General features: G+C 58.8%; 23 protein-coding genes. 10 read left to right on the plus strand and 13 right to left on the minus strand.

All coding sequences use genetic code 11. The features are described from left to right. Positions 1 to 66 precede the first annotated feature (66 nt). From ACFQY0_RS17970 to ACFQY0_RS18005, 8 genes are all read right to left on the minus strand, one after another. Positions 67 to 378, minus strand: coding sequence for an urease subunit beta (locus ACFQY0_RS17970; protein WP_379715225.1), 312 nt, complete (start codon positions 376 to 378; stop codon positions 67 to 69). A gap of 56 nt (positions 379 to 434) precedes the next feature. Continuing rightward, positions 435 to 737 (minus strand): urease subunit gamma, encoded by a 303-nt coding sequence (locus ACFQY0_RS17975; RefSeq protein ID WP_379715227.1) that lies wholly within the window; start codon positions 735 to 737, stop codon positions 435 to 437. Positions 738 to 992: 255 nt separating this feature from the next. After that, positions 993 to 1,706 carry an urea ABC transporter ATP-binding subunit UrtE gene (urtE, locus tag ACFQY0_RS17980; RefSeq protein ID WP_379715229.1) on the minus strand — a complete coding sequence of 238 codons (714 nt, stop codon included), beginning with the start codon at positions 1,704 to 1,706 and terminating at the stop codon, positions 993 to 995. A gap of 107 nt (positions 1,707 to 1,813) precedes the next feature. After that, positions 1,814 to 2,608, minus strand: a complete 795-nt coding sequence (gene urtD, locus ACFQY0_RS17985) for an urea ABC transporter ATP-binding protein UrtD (protein ID WP_379715231.1) — start codon at positions 2,606 to 2,608, stop codon at positions 1,814 to 1,816. Then, positions 2,605 to 3,741 carry an urea ABC transporter permease subunit UrtC gene (gene urtC / locus ACFQY0_RS17990; protein WP_379715233.1) on the minus strand — a complete coding sequence of 379 codons (1,137 nt, stop codon included), beginning with the start codon at positions 3,739 to 3,741 and terminating at the stop codon, positions 2,605 to 2,607. Before urtC ends, urtD begins: the two co-directional genes overlap by 4 nt. 6 nt (positions 3,742 to 3,747) lie before the next feature. Next, entirely contained in the window at positions 3,748 to 5,388 is a 1,641-nt protein-coding gene (gene urtB / locus ACFQY0_RS17995; protein WP_379715235.1) for an urea ABC transporter permease subunit UrtB, read from the minus strand. 158 nt (positions 5,389 to 5,546) lie between these two features. Continuing rightward, positions 5,547 to 6,812, minus strand: a complete 1,266-nt coding sequence (gene urtA, locus ACFQY0_RS18000) for an urea ABC transporter substrate-binding protein (protein WP_379715369.1) — start codon at positions 6,810 to 6,812, stop codon at positions 5,547 to 5,549. 83 nt (positions 6,813 to 6,895) lie between these two features. Further along, entirely contained in the window at positions 6,896 to 7,753 is an 858-nt protein-coding gene (locus ACFQY0_RS18005; protein WP_379715237.1) for a hypothetical protein, read from the minus strand. Positions 7,754 to 8,152: 399 nt separating this feature from the next. On the opposite strand from ACFQY0_RS18005, the gene ACFQY0_RS18010 reads away from it, so the two are divergent. The 3 genes from ACFQY0_RS18010 to ACFQY0_RS18020 all read left to right on the plus strand — a co-directional run bounded on the left by ACFQY0_RS18010 (position 8,153) and on the right by ACFQY0_RS18020 (position 11,591). Then, positions 8,153 to 8,515: a type II toxin-antitoxin system RelE family toxin gene (locus ACFQY0_RS18010; protein ID WP_379715239.1), complete on the plus strand. Its 363-nt coding sequence runs from the start codon at positions 8,153 to 8,155 to the stop codon at positions 8,513 to 8,515. Between the two features lie 138 nt (positions 8,516 to 8,653). Then, on the plus strand, positions 8,654 to 9,346 hold the full coding sequence (locus ACFQY0_RS18015) for a tetratricopeptide repeat protein (protein ID WP_379715241.1): 693 nt from the start codon (positions 8,654 to 8,656) through the stop codon (positions 9,344 to 9,346). A 4-nt stretch (positions 9,347 to 9,350) separates the two neighbouring features. After that, positions 9,351 to 11,591 (plus strand): ComEC/Rec2 family competence protein, encoded by a 2,241-nt coding sequence (locus ACFQY0_RS18020; protein WP_379715243.1) that lies wholly within the window; start codon positions 9,351 to 9,353, stop codon positions 11,589 to 11,591. On the opposite strand, the gene trmB is transcribed toward ACFQY0_RS18020, so the two are convergent. Continuing rightward, positions 11,563 to 12,147 (minus strand): tRNA (guanosine(46)-N7)-methyltransferase TrmB, encoded by a 585-nt coding sequence (trmB, locus tag ACFQY0_RS18025; protein ID WP_379715245.1) that lies wholly within the window; start codon positions 12,145 to 12,147, stop codon positions 11,563 to 11,565. The genes ACFQY0_RS18020 and trmB overlap by 29 nt on opposite strands. Before the next feature lie 229 nt (positions 12,148 to 12,376). Here trmB and accB point away from each other — a divergent pair, with 229 nt between their 5' ends. The 6 genes from accB to ACFQY0_RS18055 all read left to right on the plus strand — a co-directional run bounded on the left by accB (position 12,377) and on the right by ACFQY0_RS18055 (position 17,798). Then, the gene (gene accB, locus ACFQY0_RS18030) at positions 12,377 to 12,841 is read left to right on the plus strand and encodes an acetyl-CoA carboxylase biotin carboxyl carrier protein (protein ID WP_379715247.1); all 465 of its coding nucleotides are present in this window, start codon (positions 12,377 to 12,379) and stop codon (positions 12,839 to 12,841) included. A 41-nt stretch (positions 12,842 to 12,882) separates the two neighbouring features. Further along, the gene (gene accC / locus ACFQY0_RS18035) at positions 12,883 to 14,238 is read left to right on the plus strand and encodes an acetyl-CoA carboxylase biotin carboxylase subunit (RefSeq protein ID WP_379715250.1); all 1,356 of its coding nucleotides are present in this window, start codon (positions 12,883 to 12,885) and stop codon (positions 14,236 to 14,238) included. Next, positions 14,235 to 14,888: a thiamine phosphate synthase gene (gene thiE / locus ACFQY0_RS18040; RefSeq protein WP_379715253.1), complete on the plus strand. Its 654-nt coding sequence runs from the start codon at positions 14,235 to 14,237 to the stop codon at positions 14,886 to 14,888. The genes accC and thiE overlap by 4 nt, the downstream gene beginning before the upstream one ends. Positions 14,889 to 15,024: 136 nt before the next feature. Continuing rightward, the gene (locus tag ACFQY0_RS18045; RefSeq protein ID WP_379715256.1) at positions 15,025 to 15,990 is read left to right on the plus strand and encodes a PfkB family carbohydrate kinase; all 966 of its coding nucleotides are present in this window, start codon (positions 15,025 to 15,027) and stop codon (positions 15,988 to 15,990) included. A 235-nt stretch (positions 15,991 to 16,225) separates the two neighbouring features. After that, a complete protein-coding gene (locus ACFQY0_RS18050) occupies positions 16,226 to 17,224 on the plus strand; it encodes a hypothetical protein (protein ID WP_379715259.1) in 999 nt (332 codons plus the stop codon). A 49-nt stretch (positions 17,225 to 17,273) separates the two neighbouring features. Further along, positions 17,274 to 17,798 carry a PEP-CTERM sorting domain-containing protein gene (locus ACFQY0_RS18055; protein ID WP_379715262.1) on the plus strand — a complete coding sequence of 175 codons (525 nt, stop codon included), beginning with the start codon at positions 17,274 to 17,276 and terminating at the stop codon, positions 17,796 to 17,798. Positions 17,799 to 17,974: 176 nt separating this feature from the next. On the opposite strand, the gene truA is transcribed toward ACFQY0_RS18055, so the two are convergent. Then, complete coding sequence (truA, locus tag ACFQY0_RS18060) at positions 17,975 to 18,727, minus strand: tRNA pseudouridine(38-40) synthase TruA (RefSeq protein WP_379715265.1); 753 nt, start codon at positions 18,725 to 18,727, stop codon at positions 17,975 to 17,977. A gap of 337 nt (positions 18,728 to 19,064) precedes the next feature. Here truA and ACFQY0_RS18065 point away from each other — a divergent pair, with 337 nt between their 5' ends. Next, positions 19,065 to 19,949 (plus strand): tyrosine recombinase, encoded by an 885-nt coding sequence (locus tag ACFQY0_RS18065; RefSeq protein WP_379715268.1) that lies wholly within the window; start codon positions 19,065 to 19,067, stop codon positions 19,947 to 19,949. Between the two features lie 101 nt (positions 19,950 to 20,050). Here the strand turns inward: ACFQY0_RS18065 and ACFQY0_RS18070 are convergent, their stop codons facing one another. From ACFQY0_RS18070 to ACFQY0_RS18080, 3 genes are all read right to left on the minus strand, one after another. Beyond that, positions 20,051 to 20,710, minus strand: a complete 660-nt coding sequence (locus ACFQY0_RS18070; RefSeq protein ID WP_379715271.1) for a hypothetical protein — start codon at positions 20,708 to 20,710, stop codon at positions 20,051 to 20,053. Between the two features lie 94 nt (positions 20,711 to 20,804). After that, positions 20,805 to 21,194, minus strand: a complete 390-nt coding sequence (locus ACFQY0_RS18075; protein ID WP_379715274.1) for a (deoxy)nucleoside triphosphate pyrophosphohydrolase — start codon at positions 21,192 to 21,194, stop codon at positions 20,805 to 20,807. Further along, complete coding sequence (locus tag ACFQY0_RS18080; RefSeq protein ID WP_379715277.1) at positions 21,194 to 22,015, minus strand: metallophosphoesterase family protein; 822 nt, start codon at positions 22,013 to 22,015, stop codon at positions 21,194 to 21,196. The genes ACFQY0_RS18075 and ACFQY0_RS18080 overlap by 1 nt, the downstream gene beginning before the upstream one ends. Between the last annotated feature and the right edge of the window lies 1 nt (position 22,016).

A 22,016-nucleotide genomic window follows, 5' to 3' on the forward strand; every position in this document is an offset into this window, starting at 1 on the left:
AGCGAAATTACGCGAAATTTGCTGGGGATGTGAGGCCGACTAAAGTCGGCGGTCCGGGCGCTGGGATTATAGAGGGCCGTTGGTGAGGTTGTTGAGGCCGTGGACGGTGCGTTGGCCAGCGAGGGCGACGAGGGGGACGGAACGTTCGTCGCCGGGCTCGAAGCGGATGGCGGTGCCGGCGGGGATGTCGAGACGGTAGCCGCGTGAGGCGGGGCGATCGAATTGGAGGGCGCTGTTCACTTCGAAGAAATGAAAGTGGCTGCCAACCTGGATCGGGCGGTCACCGGTGTTGGCGACGGCAAGTTCGAGCGTGTCGAGGCCTGCGTTCGCTTCGAGCTCGGGCGCGTCGTTCGGGGTGATGATTTCTCCGGGGATCATTTTAATGGAGTCATTAAAGTTTTGGCATTGGAAAATTGAGCATTGGAAATTTCCCGTCAGGGAATCGGGTGGTGGACGGTGACGAGTTTGGTGCCGTCGGGGAAGGTGGCTTCGACCTGGACTTCGTGAATCATTTCCGGAATGCCGGGCATGACGTCGTCGCGGGTGAGCAGACGGGTGCCTTCGTCCATCAGGGTGGCGACGGATTTGCCGTCGCGAGCACCTTCGATGATCTCGTAGGTGATGATGGCGACGGCTTCGGGATAATTGAGCTTGAGGCCGCGGGCTTGTCGTCTACGGGCCAGGTCGGCCGCGGTGACGATCATGAGTTTTTCGATTTCTCGTGGGGTAAGATGCATTTTTCCAAATTTCCAATGATCAATTTACCAATGCCAAAACGGTTTCGTGCTTTGCGGCGTCTCTTGGTTTTGAAGGAAGAGGGGGAACCACGGAAGGCACGGAATACACGGAAATTGAAGGGTTTGGTTCTATTTTGGTGAGTGAGAATTGCTTCGGTTTGGGGGCCAGGATGGCTCGGATGGCTGGGATTTAGAATTGGGTTTCGGAAATGATCCTATCCATCTTGGTCCTGATTTCCAAAGACTGATCATTATTTAAACTTCGAGGTGTTCTTTGACGAGCTCGTCGGTGAGTTCTTCGATGCTGCCGGAGGCGGCGACGGTGCCGCGGTCCATGGCGTAGAAGCGGTCGGAGGTTTCGCGGCAGAAATCGACGTACTGTTCGACGAGCAGCATGGCGAGGGTGCCTTCCTTCTTGAGCATCTTGAGCGTGTCGCCGATGTGATCGATGATCGAGGGCTGGATGCCTTCGGTGGGTTCGTCGAGGATGAGGAGCTTGGGGTCTGTTAGGAGGGCGCGGCCGATGGCGAGTTGCTGCTGCTGTCCGCCGGAAAGCACGCCGCCCTTGCGCTTGGTCATTTCACTGAGGACCGGAAAGAGTGCGTAGACGCGTTCGAGGGCTTCACGGGCGGCACCACGGGTGCGCTTTTTGACGGTGAGTCCGGCCTGGAGGTTTTCGCCGACGGTGAGGTGGGGGAAAATGTCGCGGCCTTGGGGAACGTGGGCGATGCCGGAGCGGGCACGCACGTCAGTGGCCAGTTTGTCGATGCGCTTGCCTTCATAGGTGATGCTGCCGGTTCGGTTAGGAATCACTCCGCAGATGGTGCGCAGGGTGGTGGTTTTGCCGACGCCATTGCGACCCATCAGGGCGACGACTTCGCCGGGACGGACTTCGAGGGTGACGCCGCGCAGGATGCGCGAGCCGGCGATGTCGGCTTCGACGGAGTCGAGGGTGAGGATGGCGGACATGGTGAGATGTTGGTGGGTGGGCGCGGCTGGAGTCGCGTGGTCCGGTTGCTGGGGTTCTGGGACGGGGCTGCGTGGCGGGGTTGATAAGCCGACTGAAGTCGGCGCTCCTAGGCGGCTTTGCCGCGGCCGAGGTAGACTTCGCGGACTTTCGGGTTGTTTTGGACTTCGTCGAATTTGCCTTCGCAGAGGACGGTGCCCTGGTGAAGGACGGTGACCTTGCCGTCGCGGGCGATCTGTTTGACGAAGGTCATGTCGTGCTCGATGACGATCAGGCTGTGCTTTCCCGCGAGGGATATGAGCAGCTCGCCGGTGCGTTCGGTTTCGTCGTCGGTCATGCCGGCGGCGGGTTCGTCGACGAGGAGGATCGACGGCTTTTGCGCGAGTAGCATGCCGATTTCGAGCCACTGTTTCTGGCCGTGGGATAGGTTGCCGGCGATTTCATGGCGGAGGTCCTGGAGACGGATGGTTTCGAGCGCTTCTTCGATGGCGGCACGGTCGGCGGCGCTTTCCTTGTAGAAGATGCTGGAGAAAAGGGTGCGCGAGCGGGGGAGCGAGAGCAGCAGGTTGTCGTAGACGCTGTGCTGGGTGTAGACGCTCGGCGTTTGGAATTTCCGCGAGATGCCGAGGCGGTTGATCTTGAACTCGGGGAGCTTGCTGAGGTCGATGTCATGACCGTCGGGCTTGTGCATGGTGAGCTTGCCGGTGTCGGGTCGGGTGCGTCCGGTGATCATGTCCATGAAGGTCGATTTGCCCGCGCCGTTGGGTCCGATGATGGTGCGCAGTTCACCGTCGCCGAGGTAGAAGTTCAGGTCCGAGATGGCCTTGAAGCCGTCGAAGGTCTTGTTGACGTCTTCGACCGAGAGGATGAGGTCGGTATCGCGATGAAGCGCTGAGGATTTCATGGGGTATCGGTGGCGGGTTCGGTGGCTTCGGATTGCTGACGCTTGTTCCATTTGTCGCGCATCGCGCGGAACTGAGCCGGCAGACCGACGATGCCGTTAGGCATGAAGAGGACGACGATCAGGAAGAGCGCGCCGAGGATGATCATCCAGTATTCGGCGAAGTAGCGGTTGCAGTAGCTTTGCAGGAGGTTGACGAGGATCGCGCCGATGACGGGTCCATATTTGGTGCCGCGTCCGCCGACGGCGACCCACACGACGATGTCGAGACCGTACGAAGTGCGCATCAGCGAGGGGTTGATGGCGCCGACTTGTGGAACGTAGAGCGCGCCGGCGAGGCCTGCGATGATGCCGCAGAGGGTGAAGATGAAGAGCTTGAAGGAGGTGGTCGAGTAGCCGGAGAAACGGACGCGGTTTTCGCTGTCGCGAATGGCCTGCTGGACTTTCCCGAACTTGGTTTTCAGAAGCCATCCAATGAGCAGGTAGGTGCCGATCATCAGCACCGCGCTGGCGATGAAGATGGTGCGGGTGGTTTCCGCGGTGCGGAGGTCGGCCCCGAGGAGGGTCTTGAAGTCGGTGAAGCCGTTGTTGCCGCCGAAGGTGAATTCATTGCGGAAAAAGAGCAGGCAGGCGGCGTAGGTGAGGGCCTGTGTTAGAATCGAGAAATAGACGCCCTTGATCCGCGAGCGGAAGGCGAGGAAGCCGAAGATGAAGGCTAACATCCCGGGCACCCAGATGATGGCGAAGGCCGCGAAGGGAAAGCTTTCAAAAGGCTTCCAGTGGGCCGGCAGCTCAGCGTAGCCCTGGAAGTCCATGAAGTCGGGAAGCGGGCTGTTGTAGACCGGGTCGGCGCCGATCATGAGCATCATGTGCATGCCGAGCGCGTAGCCGCCGAGCGCGAAGAAGAGGTTCTGGCCGAGGCAGAGCAGGCCGGTGTAGCCCCACAGCAGGTTGAGGCTCATGGCGAGCACCGCAAAGCAGAGGTATTTCCCCCAAACGCGGAGCTGGAAGCTGGAAACGTGGAGGAGCGACTCCTTGTCGAAGGTGTTGAACCACGGAAGGAGGATCAGGGTGATCATGGCTACGAGAGCCACGATGCCCCATTCGACGCGTTGTTTGTGAGTGTCGGACAACATGATGGATTAATCGTCGAGGCTGCGGGAGCGTGATGGGAAAAGGCCGCCGGGGCGCCACTGGAGGAAGAGGATGATCGCGATGAGCACGAGGACCTTGCCGAGGACCGGGCCGAGGATTGGTTGCAGGCCCTGGTCGAACATGCCGATGCCCATTGAGGAAATCGCGGCTCCGAGGAGGTTGCCGACGCCGCCGATGACGACGACCATGAAACTGTCGACGATGTAGGTTTGGCCCATCTCCGGACCGACGTTGCCGATCTGGGAAAGGAAGGCGCCGGCGAGCCCGGCGAGGCCGGAGCCGAAGGCGAAAGTGAAGAGGTTGACGCGCTTGGCGGGGATGCCCAGGGAGGAGGCCATCTGGCGGTTCTGCATGGTGGCGCGTATGTGCAGGCCGATCTTGGTGCGGCGCAGGATGAACCAGGTGATGAAGACGACGACGACCGCGAAACCGATGACGAAGAGTCGGGCATAGGGCATGGTGACATCGCCGATCGAAACGTTTCCGGAGAGCCACTGCGGGGCATCGACCATCACATTGGTCGAGCCGAACTTCATGCGCAGGCCCTGACGGATGAGCATCGAGATTCCCCAGGTGGCGAGCAGGGATTCGAGCGGGCGTTTGTAGAGGAAACGGATGACGCCGATCTCTAACAGCGCCCCGAAGAAGGCGGCGGTGAGGAAGGCGATGGGGATGGCCCAGAGAAAGTAGCTTTCGTAGACGGCGGTGCCGACGCCGTAGGTGCTGGCAAACCAGTTTTGTACGACGAATACCGTATATCCGCCGATGGCGATGAACTCGCCGTGGGCCATGTTGATGATGCCCATCAGGCCGAAGGTGATGGCGAGGCCGTAGGCGACGATGAGCAGGACGGAGCCGGTGCTGAGCCCGCGGAAAAGGGTGCCGAAGTTCTCGATCTTCTTTTCGTGGGATGCGGTGGCCTTCAGGGCGGCTTGGGCTTTGCTGCGCAGGATGGCCGCGTCTTCGCTGGTATCTCCCTCCAGATCCGCGGCCAGCTTTTCAATGAAGCTGCGGGCATAAACGGAAGGGGATTCGGTGAGTCCTTCGAGCGAGGTGATTTTTTCGGCGACCGTGCCGTTGGCGAGCAGGGAGATCTGAATGCCCTCTTCGAAAGCTTCCCTGGTCTTCGAGTTCTTCTGCTTTGGAAGGTTGGCTTTGAGGGCGGGGAGATAGTCGGGGGATTGGCTGGAGCCGAGCTTGAGGGCGGCGTCGGCGCGAACGTTCAGATCGGGAGAGACCAGGTCGATGACGTCGACCAGGCGACTGAGCTTCTTGCGCAGCGAGCGGCTGGCCCGGCTCTTCTCCGCACCGCTGACGTCGCCGGTATAGGGAGAATCGGTGAGGAGTTCGTAGAGGGCGTCATCGCGTTCGATGAGGGCGATGGAGGATTCTCCCTCCTTGGCGATCTGGATTTTTCCAATCCGCCAGGCCGCGACGACTTCCTGAATGATCGGGTCGCCGAATTCGCTGAGTTGTTCGAGGATGGCATCTTCTTCGCCGTTCTCGAGGATCAGGTTGGAAAGGACCTCGCGAGCGGAAGTCGGCGGTGTGACTTCCTGATCATCCTGCGCGTTGGCATGCGACCAAACGAGGAGCAGGGAAAGGAGTGTTAGGAAGATCCGTTTCATGAGCAGGTCTCCCATGAGCTGATTTCATGCCTAAGCGGTGGAAAAAGATGACAGTTTCACTTTAAGCAAAAAAAGACCGGCACTCGGACGGAATGCGCTCCGCCTGGGTGCCGGTCAACCCTTCTCAGCAACCGAAGGGAAATGATGGGATGGACTTGTTAGTCCTTCTTGAAAGTGCCCTTGAGGAAGGGTTCGGCCGGGACTTGTTCGAAAGTCTTGATGATCTCGAACTGACCGTTCTCAAGGGTCTCGCCGATGTAGACATTCTTGACGAAGTGATGGTTCTTCATCGAGGTGATCTTACCAAGTGGGCCATCGAAGGAGATTTCGCCGCTCTCGAGAGTTTCACGAACCTTGTCGACATCGAAGGAGCCGCACTTTTCAACCGCAGCCTTCCAGAGGTAGACACCGCAGTAGGAGAGAGCCATCGGTGAGCAGGTCACGCGACCTTCCTTGTTGATGCCGGCAACGTCGGTCTTCTTCAACCATGCCTGGAAGTTGTCTTTGAACTTCTTGTTGGCAGGGGTGTCGATCGACATGAAGTAGTTCCAGCAGCCGAGGTGGCCGACGAGCTTCTCAGCAGGGAAAGCGCGGAATTCATCCTCGGAGACCGAGAAGGAAACAACCGGGCAGTCTTCCGAGGTGAGGCCGGATCCGGCGAACTCCTTGAAGAAGGGAACGTTCGAGTCACCGTTGATGGTGCTGATCACGCAGGCGTCACCGGAAGCGGCGAAGGCTTTGATTTCAGCAACGATCTGTTGGTAGTCGGAGAAGCCGAAGGGGGTATACTTGCCGGGAGCAATGACGTTGCCCTTGTCGTCCTTGTGGACGCCACCGCCGATGTTCTCAAGCGGGATGCCCTTCGATTGAAGGTACTCGGCGAGCACGGTGTTGGTGGTGTGCGGGTAGACGTAGTCGGTGCCGACGAGGTAGAACTTCTTGAAGCCTTCTTCGAGCATGTAGTCGACGGCAGGGATGGCCTGCTGATTGACGGCTTCGGCGGTGTAGAAGATGTTAGGTGACATCTCCTCGCCCTCGTACTGGACGGGGTAGAAGAGCAGGCCGTTGTGCTTTTCGTAAACCGGAAGAACGAACTTGCGGCTAACGGATGTCCAGCAGCCGAAAGTCACGGCGACTTTGTCCTGAACGAGAAGCTGTTCGGCTTTCTCGGCAAAAGTCGGCCAGTCGGACGCGGGATCGACGACGATTGGCTCGATCTTTTTGCCAAGCACGCCGCCGGCGGCGTTGATTTCATCGAAAGTGAAAAGGAGGGTATCACGAAGCGAGACTTCGGAGATGGCCATGGTGCCACTGAGGGAGTGGAGCACGCCAACCTTGACGGTTTCTTCTTCAGCGTGGGTGAAACCGATGCTCGCGAGGGTTGCGGCGGCAAGGCTTCCTTTGAGGAATTTTGAGCGGGAGATTTTCATGATTCTTTTTGTTAGGTTATTAGAGCCAGAAGGCCCTGCAGGGTTTGTTCTGCAGGGCCTTTTGGTTTGGGGGAGATTTAGAACGAGCAACCGATGCCAACGTTCCAAGTGAAGAAGCTGTCGCTTGGGTTGTTGATCACGTCTTCCTGGGTGTTGTAGTACGTCACACCACCGTGGATGTCCCACGCGCCGAAGCGCTCGTCGCAAGGGATGGCGTAGGAGGCGTTCAGACCGATCGAAACGTAGCCGAAGCCGGAGTCGGTCACATTGCCGAGGGCGTCGAAGCCGTGGAAGCCATCATCAAGGAAGAATCCGGCATTGAGTGGGACTGCAAAGGAGACAGGACCCAGATCGAAACCGTATTCGATTCCTGGAACGATCACGGTGCCGTCCTGCGATCCGCCGGCAGCAGCTGCGCCAGCATCGAGGCGGTTGTGGAAGGTGACCGATGGGCTGAGGAAGCAATCGTAGGCGAGCGAGATATCGAGGATGTGCTCGGTATCGCCACCATACATCCATGCCTGATAGAGGGCGGTAACGCTGAGGTCACCGAAGGCGTAGGAGCCTCCAGCCCAGACATCAACTTCCTGAAGATCACCACCGATCGGCGATCCGGCGTTGTCATTGACGTCCCACCAGGTTCCGAGGATGGCCGTGAAGTTCTCAGTAAAGGCGAAATTCAGTTCCAGAGCCGGATTGAAGGTGGAATCACCGCCGAAACTGTCACCACCACCCCAGACATCAAAACCGTAGGAAATGAAGTGGGAGTTGAGGTCCAGGCTGAGGTTTCCGGAAACGACGCTATCATCGGCTGCTACTGGAGTCATCATGGGGGCTGGCTCAGGGGTGCCGGCGAGGGCGGCGGAGCTGAGACCTGCACCAAGTGCCGCAGTGATGGCTGCGAAGCGGAGGTTGCCGGTGGATTGATTTTTCATCAGTTCTTGTTGTGGTTGTTGGTTGGATGAACCGCAGATTCTTCAGCTTGATTTTTTGAGCTGAGGATCGAGGGTCAGTGCTCGGCCTTTCAGCACTGGGCGTGCCACGAATGAAGCTTGGGCCGTGGTCCATGAGCGGTGGTCACTGGGATTCATCAGGTGGATGAGCGCGATTCATGATGTCTGGGCGTGTTCGTCGGAGTTGAGGTTTCAGCATCAGGTTTCCATCGATAAAGTGACGAAAGCGGCCATTTTGTCTTTTGTGGCCCCTCGCAGGTTTTTTGATTTATGACACGGCGGTTGGGGCGATTCGCTTTCGCGAAGCGGGGCTGGCCTGAGCTGGGCGGGTGAGGAAACTTGGCGCTTGGAATGCGCTGGCGGGCTCATAAGTTTCCCAGCGTGTTTCAGATCGTTTTCAATGAAATCAGTGCGGCCGAGTTGTCTCGGCTCGATACCCTTGAGCAGCTTGATTTGATGGATCAGTTCAAAGTGACCCAGGATGATCTGGATAATTTGGATGGTGAGCGCTTCGGCAAGATCGAGCGCGATGGGAAGAAGCTTTACCGCTACCGGGCCGAGGATTGGCGGGTTTATTTTGAGGTGAAGGACAGCTCGGTGGTGGTTCACCGGGTGCTTCACAAGGGGACATTCTCCGATTTTGTGTTCCGTTCGAAGATTCCTCTGGCGGAAGACGAGGAGCTGGCGGAGTCGAAACATTTTTGGAAGCTGATCGACGAAGGTCGGGCGGCCAGGAAGGTTTGAGCAGCTGATATGCCGGCGGATCCGGCCGGGAAATCCGGAAATTCGTGACGTTCCGGTTTTCGCCCCACGACTTACGGTGTCAGTTGGTGGATTTTGATTTCCGTGGGGTGGGGGGGCTCTGCTAGAGTCCACCTCAACATGAAGTGGTTTATCTATATTGTACTGGGACTCGCGATCGGTGGTGGCTGGCTGTGGTTCATGAAGTCCGGTGTCGGCGAGGTCGAACAACTCGAGGCCGAGATCGATCGGATCGAAATGGAGGGCAGCGTCGAGGAGCAGGAGAAAGTTCCCGGCATGCGGGAAGATGTGGAGAGTGTGAAGGGACAGAAAACGCTCTCGGGGATTCTGCTGGCCTTTCTAACAGCCGGGCTGGTGGGGATCATTTTCGTCATCGATGTGCTGCCTGCAATGGCCCACCGTTTCACGCACGCGGTGTATGATAGCGCGGAAATGGTGGAGGACGATGTGATGCACGATGCGCGGGCGAAGCTGGCGCAGGGTGATTACGAGGGAGCCATTGCGGCGTTCCGCGAAGCGGCGGCGGCCGAGCCGATGAATCGCTTGCCTTATGTGGAAATCGCCAAAATCCAGCGGGATAACCTCTCCGATCCGGCGGGTGCGGCATCGACCTTGCGTCAGGCGATCGAAGGCCAGGCTTGGGAAGAAAATGATGCAGCTTACCTGATGTTCCGTCTGGCGGAAATCCACCAGCAGAATCTTGGGGATCAGGCGACGGCGGTTTCGATCCTCCAGCAAGTCATGGAGCAGTTCCCGGAAACCCGCCATTCGGCAAACGCCCGGGCGAAACTCCACGATTGGGGCGTCGTTTAAGCCAATGGAAAAGTCGCTTCGCCGGGCGGTGGAGCGCCATCCGTTGCTGTGGGCTGCCGCCATGGCGGCAGCGGCCGTGCTGGCTGCGGATGGGTGGTGTTTGGTGGGGCTGACGGGGTCCGCGGTCCTGTTGGTTCTCTTGATTTCCGCGCGAAAGTGGTGGGTGCTGATGGGAGCCGTGGGGCTGGCACTCGTGGCAGGGACATCGCATTTTTCGGAAGTCGCCCGACGCGGCGCTTTGATGCAGGAGATGGGGGACGGGATGGCCGGGCCCATCGAGGCCCGCTTGCTAGAGGAGCCGCGCAGTGCGGCTGGCGGGTGGGCGGCGCTGGCGGAAGTGGTGGCGACCGGTGACCGGGTGTGGATTCTTGCTCGTGGGCAGGCGGCTGGTTCCGGGGCGGTGGTGGCCGGGAATGGGGTCTATCAGCCCATCGAAGGGCCTCGCAATCCCGGGCAGTTTGATCTGCGTCCGTGGTTGACGAGACGAGGGGCTTTCGCCGCTTTCCAGGCGAACGGAAGGTTGAGAGTCGTGGAACCCCCGCCATCATGGCATCGGCTCGGCCAGGGGATCCGGGCGGGGTTCCGGGAGTCTGTAACGCGCGGCCTGGATCCGCTTTCCCGTGAGGCAGCGGTGATTCGAGCGGTGGTGCTTGGCGAGCACCCGGACGACGATGTGCTGATCGATCCCTTTCGCCGAAGCGGGACGCTGCATGTCTTCGCGGTGAGCGGGCTGCATGTCGGCATGGTGGGGTTGATCGGATGGTTTGTTTTGAGAATGGCGGGGGCGTCCCGTCGCGGGGCCGTGGTTCCCCTGATTATCCTGATGCTGGGTTACGCCTGGCTGACCGGCATGAAGCCGCCGGCGATGCGCGCGGCCTGGATGGCGGCGGTGGTGCTTGGAGCGTTTTGGTTCCGTCGACGTCCGGATGTGATCAATGCCCTGGGTCTGGCGGCCCTGCTGATGCTGCTGCGCGATGGCGACCTGTTGTTTCAGGCCGGCGTGCAGCTGTCGTTCGGAGTCGTTTTTGCCATCGGGATGCTGCATCGCACTGTCGGCCGGGCCTTCGCGTGGATTCGCTGGGAGGAGCCCTACCTCCCGCGTTCTCTGTATGGTCCTTGGCGGGAACGATGGTTTGGATTTCGGCGCTGGATGGCGGACATGCTGACGGTTTCAAGCTCGGCGTGGTTGGGGTCGGCTCCGTTGACGGCGCTGCATTTCGGTCTGATGACGCCGGTTTCGATCGTGGCGAGTGTCGCCTTGTTCGTGGTGGTTTTCCCTTTGCTGGGGCTGGCACTGCTCTCGGCGGCGGTGTCACCTCTGCCGGGCGTGTCGGAGAGGATCAATGCAGCGAACGGATTTCTGGCGGCTTCGGCTTTAACGATCGCAAAGACGGGCGCAGCGGTGCCGGGGGGCAATTTTGCCGTGCCGCGGGGGCGTCCGGCCGACGAGTTCCTGATTGTGTATGACGTGGGTGGGGACGGGGCGGCGGTGTGGAAAGGCGAGGAGGCTTGCGTGCTGATTGACAGTGGAAGCCGACGGAGCTTCGACCGCGTGGTGATGCGCTCATTGCGCGGGATGGCGCTGCGGCCGGATAAATTCGTGGTGACGCACCCGGACGGTGGGCATGTCGGGGGAATGACCGCAGCGGTCGACGCCTTTCCCATGACGGAAGGTCTGGTGCCTGTGCTGAGGGCCAAGAGTTCCAACTTCAGGGCAATGCTCAGCGCGGGAGATGAGCGGGGCGTGAAAATGATCCGGGGACGTCGAGGCCGGAGCTATGGGCTGGGGAATGGGGCGGAGCTCGAGGTCGTCTGGGAGCCGGATGCCTGGAACTGGAATGATGTCGCGGATCAGCGGGTGATGCCGGTAATGCTCCACTGGCATGGATGGAGAATCCTTTTCATGGGCGATGCGGGTTGGGCGAGCGAGCGGGCGATGATGGAAGGGGGTGCCGGGCTTGCGGCGGACGTGATTGTGGCCGGACGCCACATCCATGACGCGTCGCTGGGTGTCCGGTTTCTGGAAGCCACCGGCGCCCGGGTCGTGATCGCCACTCACTCAAATTTCCCGTCGGCCGAACGGATTCCGGATTGGTGGCGGGAGTCCTGCGAGGCTCGCGGAGTCCAGGTTTTCCACCAGGGGGAGAGCGGTGCGGTCAGTGGGGTTCTGGACGAGGGAGCGCTGCTGTTGAAAGGCTTCGTGGACGGGAAAGTGCTCAGGTTGGAGAAGCCTGGCTCTTTCTGAGGCGAAGCCCCTGAAGTCGTTTCCCCTCGGCTTCCCACTGGATCTGGAAGTCGGTTTTCGGGTAAAAAAATGCCTCCTCGGGCCATTCGAGCGACTCAAATCGGCCGAAATCCGCGACCTTTTCCTCAGCCCACTCAAAATACTCGTCGTGATCGGTCTTGAAGAGGAACTCGCCGCCGGGTTCCAGCACCTCATGGACGGCTTCGAGAAATTCCTGCTGAATCAGCCGTCGGCGATGATGTCGGGCCTTCGGCCATGGGTCGGGGCAGAGGAGGTGGAGACGCGACACCGAGCCGGGTCCCAGCAGCCATTCGACGGTGTAGCGGCTTTCGAGACGCAGCACCTTGAGATTGTCGAGCTGCCCCCGTTTGGCGCGCTTGCAGACTTTTTTGACCCGCCCGAGCAGGCGTTCCACTCCGAGAAAATTGCGCTCGGGGTGGTGCTCCGCCATGCCGAGGAGAAACGACCCATCACCGCAGCCGAGATCGACCTCCAAGGGCTGATCCTTCGTGAAAATCTCCGATTTTTCCGCCCGGCGAAAATAATCGGCGGGCATGAACTCGTGAGTTTCGGGGGTTCTGGCGTTGCGTTGAGTCATTGACAGCCCTAGGCAACGGGCTGGAGCGCGCCTGACAAGCCGATTTATTAAGGAAGACCCAGTCTGGCAGGAAGAGCGGCTGAAAAAGGGTTCCCGCTTGACGGTTTTTCCCATGAATCCCTAACTTCTCCAAACGAGACGCCGCCGGCGCCCCGAAAACAAACCAACCATTTCCCTTCCAAGCACCGTGGACCTCAAGGAACTTCGCCGAATCGTAGAGTTGATGAACGAGCACGGACTCACCTACTTCGACATGTCGAGGGAGGGTTTCCACCTGAAACTCAAAAAAGGACAGGACCTGGAGTCGCTCAAAGGATTGCTCGCAGCATTGCCAACGGCCGCTCCCGCCGCCCCTGCTGCTCCCGCTCCCACCGCTCCGGCCCCTGAAGCCGCCGCCGCCGCCACTCCGATTTCATCCGGCGAAGAAATCACCTCTCCGATGGTCGGAACCTTTTATCGCAAGCCAAATCCGGAGTCGCCTGACTTTGTCAGCGTCGGTGATACGGTCAGCGTCGGCCAGACACTCTGTATCATCGAGGCCATGAAGGTGATGAACGAAATCAAGGCCGAGCGCTCCGGCACGATCACTTCGGTGATCGCCGAAGACGGCAATCCAGTTCAGTTTGGCGATCCGTTGTTTGGGATCAAGTAAGGTCTTCCAGCCACCGATTTTCCAACTCGAATCCCAATTTCATGTTCAAACGTGTTCTTGTCGCCAATCGCGGCGAAATTGCCCTCCGCATCATCCGCGCCTGCCGCGAACTCGGAGTGGAATCGGTCGCGGTTTACTCCGAGGCCGATGTCGATTCGATGCATGTCCAGCTTGCCGACGAGGCCGTGTGCATCGGCAAGGCGGCGAGCAAGGACAGCTACCTGAAGGCGGATCGAATCATCGCCGCCGCGGAAATTACCGAGTCGGAAGCCATCCATCCGGGCTACGGATTCCTCTCGGAAAATGCCCGCTTCGCCGAGATCTGCTCGAGCTGCAACTTCCAGTTCATCGGGCCTTCCGCGCAGGTGATATCGACCATGGGTGACAAGGCGACGGCGCGGGCCACCGCAGTCGCCAACGGCGTTCCGGTCACGCCGGGGTCCGAGATCCTTGCCGACGAAGACGAAGGGCTCGCGGAGGCGAAGCGCATTGGCTTCCCGGTCATGATCAAGGCGACCGCTGGGGGTGGCGGCCGCGGAATGCGTCCCTGTTTCAAGGAAGAGGATTTCCGTTCTCTCTACAAAGCCGCATCGAATGAAGCCATCGCCTGCTTTGGCAACGGCGATTGCTATCTCGAAAAGCTGGTGCTAAATCCGCACCACATCGAATTCCAGATTATCGCCGACCGCCACGGGAACTTCATCCAGCTCGGCGAGCGCGATTGTTCAATGCAGCGCCGCAACCAGAAGATCATCGAGGAATGCCCCTCGCCGCTTCTAACACCTGAGCTGCGCAAGCGGATGGGCGAGGCATCCGTGAACCTGATCAAGGCCATCGGATACGAGAATGCCGGAACCATCGAATATCTCGTCGATGACAAGGCGGAGAACTTCTACTTCATGGAAATGAACACCCGGATTCAGGTGGAGCATCCCGTGACGGAAGAAGTGATGGGCTGCGAACTCATCAAGGAGCAGATCCGCATCGCTGCCGGAGAACCGCTCTCCCAGCACGTGCTGAAGTCCCAGCCGCGTGGTCACTCGATCGAGTGCCGCATCAATGCCGAAGACCCCTACAACAATTTCACCCCAAGCCCCGGCCGGATCGACCTCTGGTATGCGCCTGGCGGGAAGGGCGTGCGCGTGGATACCCACGTTTACTCCGGCTACACGGTGCCTCCGCACTACGACTCGATGATCGCGAAGTTGATCGTCACCGCGGCAACGCGCGAGATCGCGATTTCACGCATGAAGCGCGCCCTCGGCGAATTCATGATTCAGGGAATCAAGACCACCATCCCTTTCCAGCAGGAAATCATCGACCACCCGGACTTCAAGAGTGGCAACTACGACATCGGCTGGGTTTCCCGCTTCCTTGAGGAGCGGCAGGGTTCATGATGACGGACCCTCGCAAAGCTCTCGCCGACGCTCGCCTCTACGGCATTCTCGACCTGGGTTACGTCACCGCTGAAAAGGCGGAAGAGGCGACCCGCGCTCTTTTGAAAGGTGGGGTCGATCTTCTCCAGCTGCGTGCCAAGACGTGGACGGAAGCCGCGATTCTGGAGCTGGGAAAAAAGATCGCCCCGCTCTGCAAAGAGGCGGGCGTGCCGTTCGTGATGAACGATTTTCCGTCGCTGGCGATCGAACTTGATGCCGATGCCTTGCACCTTGGTCAGGACGACGGAAGCCTCGAGGAGGCACGGAAACTCGTGGGTGATCAGATGCTCCTGGGTCGCTCCACTCACTCTCCGGAGCAAGCAAGGCAGGCTCTGTTAGATGGCTTTGACTACATTGGTTTCGGACCTTTGTTTCCGACACCCACCAAGCTGGGTCGCCCGGGAATCGGCATGGACCATGTCAGGGCCGTCCAAGCGGATGTCGGAATCCGGATCCCGGTCTTCTGCATTGGGGGAATCCGGCGTGATAATCTGGCACAGGTCATCGAAGCCGGAGCCCGTCGGGTCGTCATCGTTTCCGACTTGCTGACCGCTCCCGACATCGCAACGGCCGTAGCGGAGGTTCAATCCAGCCTGCGAAGTGCAGGATAGCACGATTGGCGCTGCTTTCAGTCGGGGCAGGGCATTTAGCCTGGCATCGCAAAATCCGGCATTTTTGAGGATCAAACCATTGCCATCGGCCTGAGATCCGTCGATACCCACCCCCAGCATTTTTCTCGAAACCTCCATGTCTGAATCCTCCAACTCACTTTCTGTCGTCGTCGGCGGAACCGTCGCGATCGATAACGTCAAAACTCCCGGCTCCGAAGCCGAGAACCTCCTTGGAGGATCAGCGGCCTATGCGGCACTCGCCTCATCCTTCTACTGCCCTTCGGTTCATCTGGTCGGGATTGTCGGGAAAGACTTCCCTGCCGAGCATCTCTCGATGCTGGAGGCTCGTGGCATTTCGCTGGATGGCATCGAGCGTTCCGAGGGCGACTCCTTCACCTGGAGTGGCGAGTACATGGAAAACATGAACGAGCGGGTCACTCATCGCGTCGGCTTGAACGTGCTTGAGAGCTGGGAAGTCAAGGTTCCCGCCCCGGCCAATCAGTCCGAGATCGTGGTCCTGGCCAACATGTCGCCGGACAACCAGCTCCAGATGCTCGAGCAATGCAAAGCGGCATCGTCCTTTGTGATCGCCGATACGATGGATCTGTGGATCGAGATCGCCAACGAGCGACTTCACGAAGTCCTCAAGCAGCTCGATCTTTTTGTGATAAATGAGAGCGAAGCCCGCGATTTCGCAAAAACTTCCAATCTGGTGGAGGCCGGCCGGCGTCTGCTGGAGAAAGGACCGCGCTATGTGGTGATCAAGCTCGGGGAGTTCGGCGCGATGCTCTTCGGTCGTCGGGAAGGAGCGATTCCGGATGAACTCTGTGCGGACAGCTTCTTTCGCTGCGCCGCCTTCCCCTTGAGCGAGATTTCCGATCCCACCGGCGCCGGTGACACCTTCCTGGGGGCGATTGCCGGTCATTTGGCTGCGGCAGGGGAAAGAAACCCTTCTTTCGAGTCGATTCGTCAAGCGGTGGTGCAGGGTTCCGTGCTGGCCTCCTACACCTGCGAAGCCTTTTCCACCAAGCGTTTGGAGGGCCTGAGCCGCAACGATCTCGATGCCCGACTCGCCGCTTTCCGCCAAATGAGCTCGTGGTAAGGGGGCTTGCGAGCTCCCGACGGCCGAAAAGTCTTTGTAATTACAGCATTTCCGGGCCTTGGAAAAATTTTGTGCGAACAAACTTTTTACTTGCGATGAAGTGCTCAAACGGCGTTGATTGATCTCGAAGACCAGCAGAGTCGTGGATAAAACGTATTGGGTGACGGGAGTGTCACCAGTGAAACAACCAATTTTCTCGACCCGGCCGGATTCGTAACCTAAAGCCTACAACGTAATGAAACCACTTATCCCCTTCGCGCTCTTAGGAGCCATTCTCGCTGTCGGAGCCAACGCGGCTACTACTGATCCTGTTGGATATATTTCTCACACGATTAGTACGGGCTCACCGTCGCTGACGGTTCTTTCTCCGACTCTGGTTCAGCCTGTCGAGTATTCTAGCGTCTCGACAGTTTCACCATCGGGTGGGTCTACCATCACGCTGCCGGCTGGTGTTCCAAGCGATTTCAATACTGGTGACGTCCTTGAAATTACAGATGGAGAGTCTGAAGGCTGGTGGTCTACTGTTGTTTCCTCAACTGATACCACAATTGTTATATTTGATGAGTTTCCGGCTGGGCTCGATGCTGCCACGCCGATTTCAGTTCGGGCGCACAACACTATTCAGTCGTTCCTCGGAGATAATAACCCGGGGCTGGCTCCTTTCGATGGAGCGACTGGGGATGAAGTTCAGATTTTGAATCCCGATCAAAGTCTCGTTCAAATAGCATTTGTTCCAGCAGCAGTTAGCGGGGCTGCTGAAGATGGATGGTACAATCTGGTCACCCTTGCACCTGAAGGTGATCGAGTAATCGAGCCGGGATCTGCGGTGATTATCAAATCTTCGACTAGTGCGGAACTGACTTTCCAATCTACTGGCGCAGTTAAACTTACAGATACGCAAGTTGATTTGTTTCCAGGCCTTACGCTCGTTGGGCAGGTTGATGCAGTAGGAGCAACTTTGGGCGAAATGAATTTGGCAACGCAGCTCAATCAGTTTGACGGATCAAATTCCGATTTCGATGAATTCCAGATTTTGAATTCTGATCAATCGTTGACTCAATATGCAGCGCTCGCTCCGGGTGTTGCGGGGCCAGAAGCGGTAATGGCCAATTTGGTCACTACGGCTGATGCGACAAATATTATTATCGAAGGGGGTACAGGAGCTATTTTGAAGCGTGATGCATCTCAGGCAGCTTCTTCGATCACAGTCCCTGGTTCGAGCGTAGCTCCGTAATTTAGGATCGGGCTGGAAAACAAGTAATGTTTTAATAAAATACAACTATATGAAAATGCTAAAATGTATTATCCTCACTGCTGCTTTGACAGCATCAGCTTCAGCAGCGACAGTTGGAATTTCACCTGGTTTCGGTGCAGCTAACGGTATTGTCGTTACAGTTGATGGAGTCCAAACTAACTACGGTCTCTCCGTTCTAGGGCTTGTGTCAGATGCTCAGATTCTTTTCGGATCAATGCAGACATTGGCCAGTGGCGCCAAGATTAGCGGTTCATTCGCAGCGAATGGCCCAGTCTCGCTAAACAATGAGGAAATTTATTTGCGGGTTGATGCTGGTGGGGGATGGGCATTGTTGAGCACTACACAGACGTTTCCAGCTGACGTTTCGAGTGCTGCGCTCAGCTCCACGGTTATTTTTAGTAATAGCAGCGCGACCAGTATCGACAGCACTGGCGGAATAATGGGAGTGGAATTCACAAACGCTAACACGCTTAATTTTGTCACAATCCCAGAACCATCCGTCGCCATCCTTGGTGCGCTTGGTATGCTCGGCCTTGTTCGCCGTCGCCGTTAATCTCTAGCGTTTTAGGTTTAGGTTCGATGGAACCGTAAAAGGAGGCAGGGTTTTCCCTGCCTCCTTCTTGTTTTGAGCGAGAGCACTCGATTTGACGTTGGACCTTAGAGGGTTTGAGGAACTTTGCTCCTTTTGCTCCACAACCGTTGGTCAGAAATCGAGCTTGGGAATCGAGCTCAGTAGTCGACGGATTCCAGATAAAGCCCGTCTGCGGGGGCGCAGAGGGGGGCGCGGCCTTTGGGGAGACCGGGCTGATCGAGAAGGGAGGCAAAGTCGTCGAGGCGCATGCGGCCTTGGGCGACGGTGATGACGCTGCCGGTGAGGAGGCGGACCATCTTGTAGAGGAAGCCGTCGCCGGTCCAGGTGAGGCGCCAGCCGTGCTCGTGGGCTTCCAGGTCGGCTCGAGTGAGGGTGCGATAGTAGTCGGTTGCTTCCGTTTCGTTGCCCCGTTTGGCGGCGAAGGCTTCGAAGTGGTGTCGTCCCAAAGTTGCTTTCATGGCGTCCTCGAGCAGATAGGGATCGAGTTGGCGGGGGAGGTGCCAGGCAAGGCCGGCGCGGAAGGGGGAAAGAACGGGTTCGGTGCAGATGCCGTAGTGGTAGGTCTTTCCGGTGGCGGAAAAGCGGGCATGGAAGTCGGATGAGACCTCTTCGGCAGCGAGCACGCGGATGCTGGAGGGAAGCTTGGTATTGAGTGCCGGAACCCAATTGAAGGGGTTCATGGTCAGGTGGTCGGGGGCGTCGAAGTGGGCGACCTGGGCGAGCGCGTGCACTCCCGAATCGGTGCGACCGGAGCCATGGACTCGGATGGGCTCCTTGGCGGTATCGCTGGCCGCCTTTTCGAGCAGGTCCTGAACGGTGTTCCGTGAGGGCTGGGACTGCCAGCCTTCAAGAAAGCGGCCATCATAGGCGAGAGTGAGTTTGATCCGCACGCCGGAGGAAAGGCGATTTGGTGCAGTGGGAACAAGTAGGAATCCGCCGGCTTGCCGATGCTGAGACCTGCGGGTCCGGAGCCGGCAAGCAAGCAGGGGAAGTAATCGGGCCCATTTGCCTTCAGCGGCAAGCGATTGTGTCGTCGCTCAAGTGCCCCATCGCCGGGGCGTTGCGGTCGAGGGCGGAACGCTTGCCTGCTGACGGTGTGGGCTTGGCAGGTCGGGGTGGCGGGGATTGATGAGCCTCATGCCACGGGGCGATGTCGGTGGGCCGATATTCTCATGGTGGGCGTGCTTCAGGGTTGGAGTTTCCGACGGCTGAGGGCATCTTAATTTCGTGGAACGAGAGATGGATCGCTTTGTGATGTTCCTCGCGACCGAGCGAGGGCTCTCGGAGGCCTATCAACTTTCTGTTAGGCAGACGCTCGATGCGCTGGCTGCCTGGATGATCAAACGAGGCGCGGGTTTGGATGATATCGGAACCGACGAGTTGTCCGAGTTCTTGAGGGAGCGGAAATCTGACGGACTTTCGGCCTCGTCGCTGCGCATTTCCATGGTTCATCTGAAGGTGTTCTTCCGCTGGATGGCAGGAAAGGGCCATCTTCCCATGGATCCGGCCGAGCCGCTGCTGTCTCCGCGCCCTGACAAAGGTCTGCCTGAGACGATGAATCGCGGGACGGTCGAGCGTCTCCTGGAAAGCATCGATGGAACCCAGCCACTGGGAAAGCGGGACCGGGCCATGCTGGAACTGTTCTATTCCTCGGGTCTGCGGCTCAGTGAGCTTTGTGCCCTGAGCCTTGAGCGCTACGATGCGGATGATGGCTTCCTGCGAGTGACCGGGAAGGGGAACAAGACAAGAATCGTCCCGGTCGGGGTGCGCGCGCGCGAGGCGGTTGAAGACTACTTGCAGAATGAACGGGCAAGTCTTGTGACAAAGCGGACGAGCACCGAGATCTTTCTGAGTGTCCGCGGCGGAAAACTTTCGCCCGACCGGGTGCGGCAAATCGTCAAGGAGCGTGCGGCGCGCGCAGGCATCGAGAGCAATGTCTACCCCCACCTGCTCCGGCATTCGTTTGCCACGCATTTGTTAGAGGGAGGTGCGGACCTGCGGGTGATTCAGGAGCTCCTCGGTCATGCCGATATTTCAACGACGCAAATCTACACGCACGTCGACGGAGCAAGGCTGAAGTCAGTTCACAAGCGTTTCCACCCACGCGGCTGATCTCGTCGAGACCACCAACGAATTCAGCCGCGATGCCTCTGTTAGAGAGTGATCCGAAATCCTCAACCGGTTCGCTCGGCAAAGGTCATTGGGTGACCGGTCTAATCCTTCAGCTTGACCTTCTCCTTCTCGCCATAGGGGCGGATCTCGAGATTCTTGTCGGTCTTCGGCGGGACGACATTTTTCGGGGGATCGGCGGGGACCTCGCCGATCGGAACGACCTTGTCGGCCCGGAGTCGGACGGATTGGAAAAGAAGATTGTAGTTGTGCCTGAGAACTGCGGGAAAATTGACACGTCCGGCTTCGACGACTTTTTCACGCAGCAATTTGGAGGAAAGGTCGGCGACGAGGTCGGTGCCAATTTTGACGGCGCCTTCCACGCCGCTGACGGAGGCACCGGCGTTTGCCGTGCTTCGAATCAGGTCGCTGGAAATGGTCCGCCCCTGAATGGCGAGGTTCGATTGAGCGGAGGCCACGGTGCCATCCGGCCCGAAGCTCACTTCAAGCACGGCGTGGTCGTCATTGGCGAGCCATCCGCGACGATGGTCGATTCGCAGGGACACGAAAATACCGCCATCGGGCGTCGGAGTGATCTCCGGCTTGTAGGTGCGGTAATCGGCGCCGGAGAGTGAATAGTCGACCGTGGAGGTCTTGTTCTTCCAGCCACCAAGACTTTCACCCAGGGCATCGATATCGATGTCGACTCCCGCGTGCAGGCAGGGTGCATGCAGGAGGGTGAGGGCAAGAATGAGTGATTTCATGGCGCGTTCTGAAGCGTTACTGACAGGCGCTTATACTCGATTTTACACCAAAATATTCATTCTAAAATCGCGGAGAGCAGAGAATGCGCCTCAATTAGGGGAGGCCGGCGAGAAATTCGCGGAGAATCGGTAGGTCGGCGGCCGCCCAGTCGAGTGCGGATAGCTGGCTCGGCAAGCACCAGCGAAGCTCGGAGTGCTCGTGAGCCTGAGGCTCGCCTTTCTCGATGGTGCAGGTGAAAGGGATGAGCTGAATGGGGCCGCGACCGTAATCGTGGACGACGCGGCCGAGGGCTTTGTCGATGGCAACGGTGATCTCGAGTTCTTCCTGCAGCTCGCGAATCAGGGCTGCTTCGGCCGATTCGCCGGCTTCGACTTTGCCACCAGGAAATTCCCATTTGCCTCCGAGGTGCTTGCCTTCTGGGCGGCGACAGGCGAGTAGCTTGCCATGGGGGCCGAGGATCAAACCGGCAACGACGTCGATCATTACCTTCCGTCGGCGAGGCGGTCGGCGAGCATCTCGGGCAAGCCAGCCGCACGAATTTTCTCCTGAGTCTTGGCGATGTCGTACTCGATCCGCCGAAAGACGATGAGCTTATGGTCGAGATCGTAAATCGCGTAGGCCGCACGCCAGTCGCCGTCACGCGGTTGTCCGACGGAGCCGACGTTGATGAAATACTTGGAGCCCGGCTCGATGGCCACCGACTCGGCGGGGACTTCGTCGACCTTTTCTCCCTTGATATAGACGCGCGGGACGTGGGTGTGACCGTGGAAGCAGACCTGGGTGAACTGGTAGGAAAAGTTCGACATCGCATCGAAGCGATTGGTCACGTAGTTCCAGTTTGCCGGCTGATCGAGCGTGCTGTGGACGACGGTGAAGTCGGCGATTTGGCGGACCATGCGCAGGCGCCGGAGCCAGGTGCGTTGTTCTTCGCTGAGTTGATTGCGCGTCCACTCGAGAGCGGTGGCGGCGATCGGATTCATGGTTTCCAGGGAATGGGAACCGGAGGCGTCTTCGTCGTGGTTTCCTTTAACGACGGGGCAATCCATTTCGCGGACGATTTCCAGGCAGGCCGCGGGATCCGCGTTGTAGCCGACCACGTCGCCCATGCAGATGTACTCGGTGCAGCCTTGTTCGACGGAGTCGGCGAGCACCGCTTCGAGCGCTTCGAGGTTGGCATGGATGTCGCCGAACAAAGCGATGCGTCGTGGACCTGATGGGGCTTCCTGGCTCGCAGGGGTCGCCGATGGATTCGGTGTCGGTCCCGTTGGCGGGATGATGGGTGGTGGGGGCGGGCCGTTGCTCATC

Origin of the sequence: Haloferula chungangensis (assembly GCF_042664875.1) — a bacterium.
In the GTDB taxonomy this organism is placed as follows: Bacteria; Verrucomicrobiota; Verrucomicrobiia; order Verrucomicrobiales; family Akkermansiaceae; genus Haloferula; species Haloferula chungangensis.

Excerpts from the sequence above, each read along its gene's own strand:
- ACFQY0_RS17970 (WP_379715225.1), bottom strand. The coding sequence starts at position 378 with ATGATCCCCGGAGAAATCATCACCCCGAACGACGCGCCCGAGCTCGAA.
- ACFQY0_RS17975 (WP_379715227.1), bottom strand. The coding sequence starts at position 737 with ATGCATCTTACCCCACGAGAAATCGAAAAACTCATGATCGTCACCGCG.
- urtE (WP_379715229.1), bottom strand. The coding sequence starts at position 1,706 with ATGTCCGCCATCCTCACCCTCGACTCCGTCGAAGCCGACATCGCCGGC.
- urtD (WP_379715231.1), bottom strand. The coding sequence starts at position 2,608 with ATGAAATCCTCAGCGCTTCATCGCGATACCGACCTCATCCTCTCGGTC.
- urtC (WP_379715233.1), bottom strand. The coding sequence starts at position 3,741 with ATGTTGTCCGACACTCACAAACAACGCGTCGAATGGGGCATCGTGGCT.
- urtB (WP_379715235.1), bottom strand. The coding sequence starts at position 5,388 with ATGAAACGGATCTTCCTAACACTCCTTTCCCTGCTCCTCGTTTGGTCG.
- ACFQY0_RS18005 (WP_379715237.1), bottom strand. The coding sequence starts at position 7,753 with ATGAAAAATCAATCCACCGGCAACCTCCGCTTCGCAGCCATCACTGCG.
- ACFQY0_RS18015 (WP_379715241.1), top strand. The coding sequence starts at position 8,654 with ATGAAGTGGTTTATCTATATTGTACTGGGACTCGCGATCGGTGGTGGC.
- ACFQY0_RS18020 (WP_379715243.1), top strand. The coding sequence starts at position 9,351 with ATGGAAAAGTCGCTTCGCCGGGCGGTGGAGCGCCATCCGTTGCTGTGG.
- trmB (WP_379715245.1), bottom strand. The coding sequence starts at position 12,147 with ATGCCCGCCGATTATTTTCGCCGGGCGGAAAAATCGGAGATTTTCACG.
- accC (WP_379715250.1), top strand. The coding sequence starts at position 12,883 with ATGTTCAAACGTGTTCTTGTCGCCAATCGCGGCGAAATTGCCCTCCGC.
- thiE (WP_379715253.1), top strand. The coding sequence starts at position 14,235 with ATGATGACGGACCCTCGCAAAGCTCTCGCCGACGCTCGCCTCTACGGC.
- ACFQY0_RS18045 (WP_379715256.1), top strand. The coding sequence starts at position 15,025 with ATGTCTGAATCCTCCAACTCACTTTCTGTCGTCGTCGGCGGAACCGTC.
- ACFQY0_RS18050 (WP_379715259.1), top strand. The coding sequence starts at position 16,226 with ATGAAACCACTTATCCCCTTCGCGCTCTTAGGAGCCATTCTCGCTGTC.
- ACFQY0_RS18055 (WP_379715262.1), top strand. The coding sequence starts at position 17,274 with ATGAAAATGCTAAAATGTATTATCCTCACTGCTGCTTTGACAGCATCA.
- ACFQY0_RS18070 (WP_379715271.1), bottom strand. The coding sequence starts at position 20,710 with ATGAAATCACTCATTCTTGCCCTCACCCTCCTGCATGCACCCTGCCTG.
- ACFQY0_RS18075 (WP_379715274.1), bottom strand. The coding sequence starts at position 21,194 with ATGATCGACGTCGTTGCCGGTTTGATCCTCGGCCCCCATGGCAAGCTA.
- ACFQY0_RS18080 (WP_379715277.1), bottom strand. The coding sequence starts at position 22,015 with ATGAGCAACGGCCCGCCCCCACCACCCATCATCCCGCCAACGGGACCG.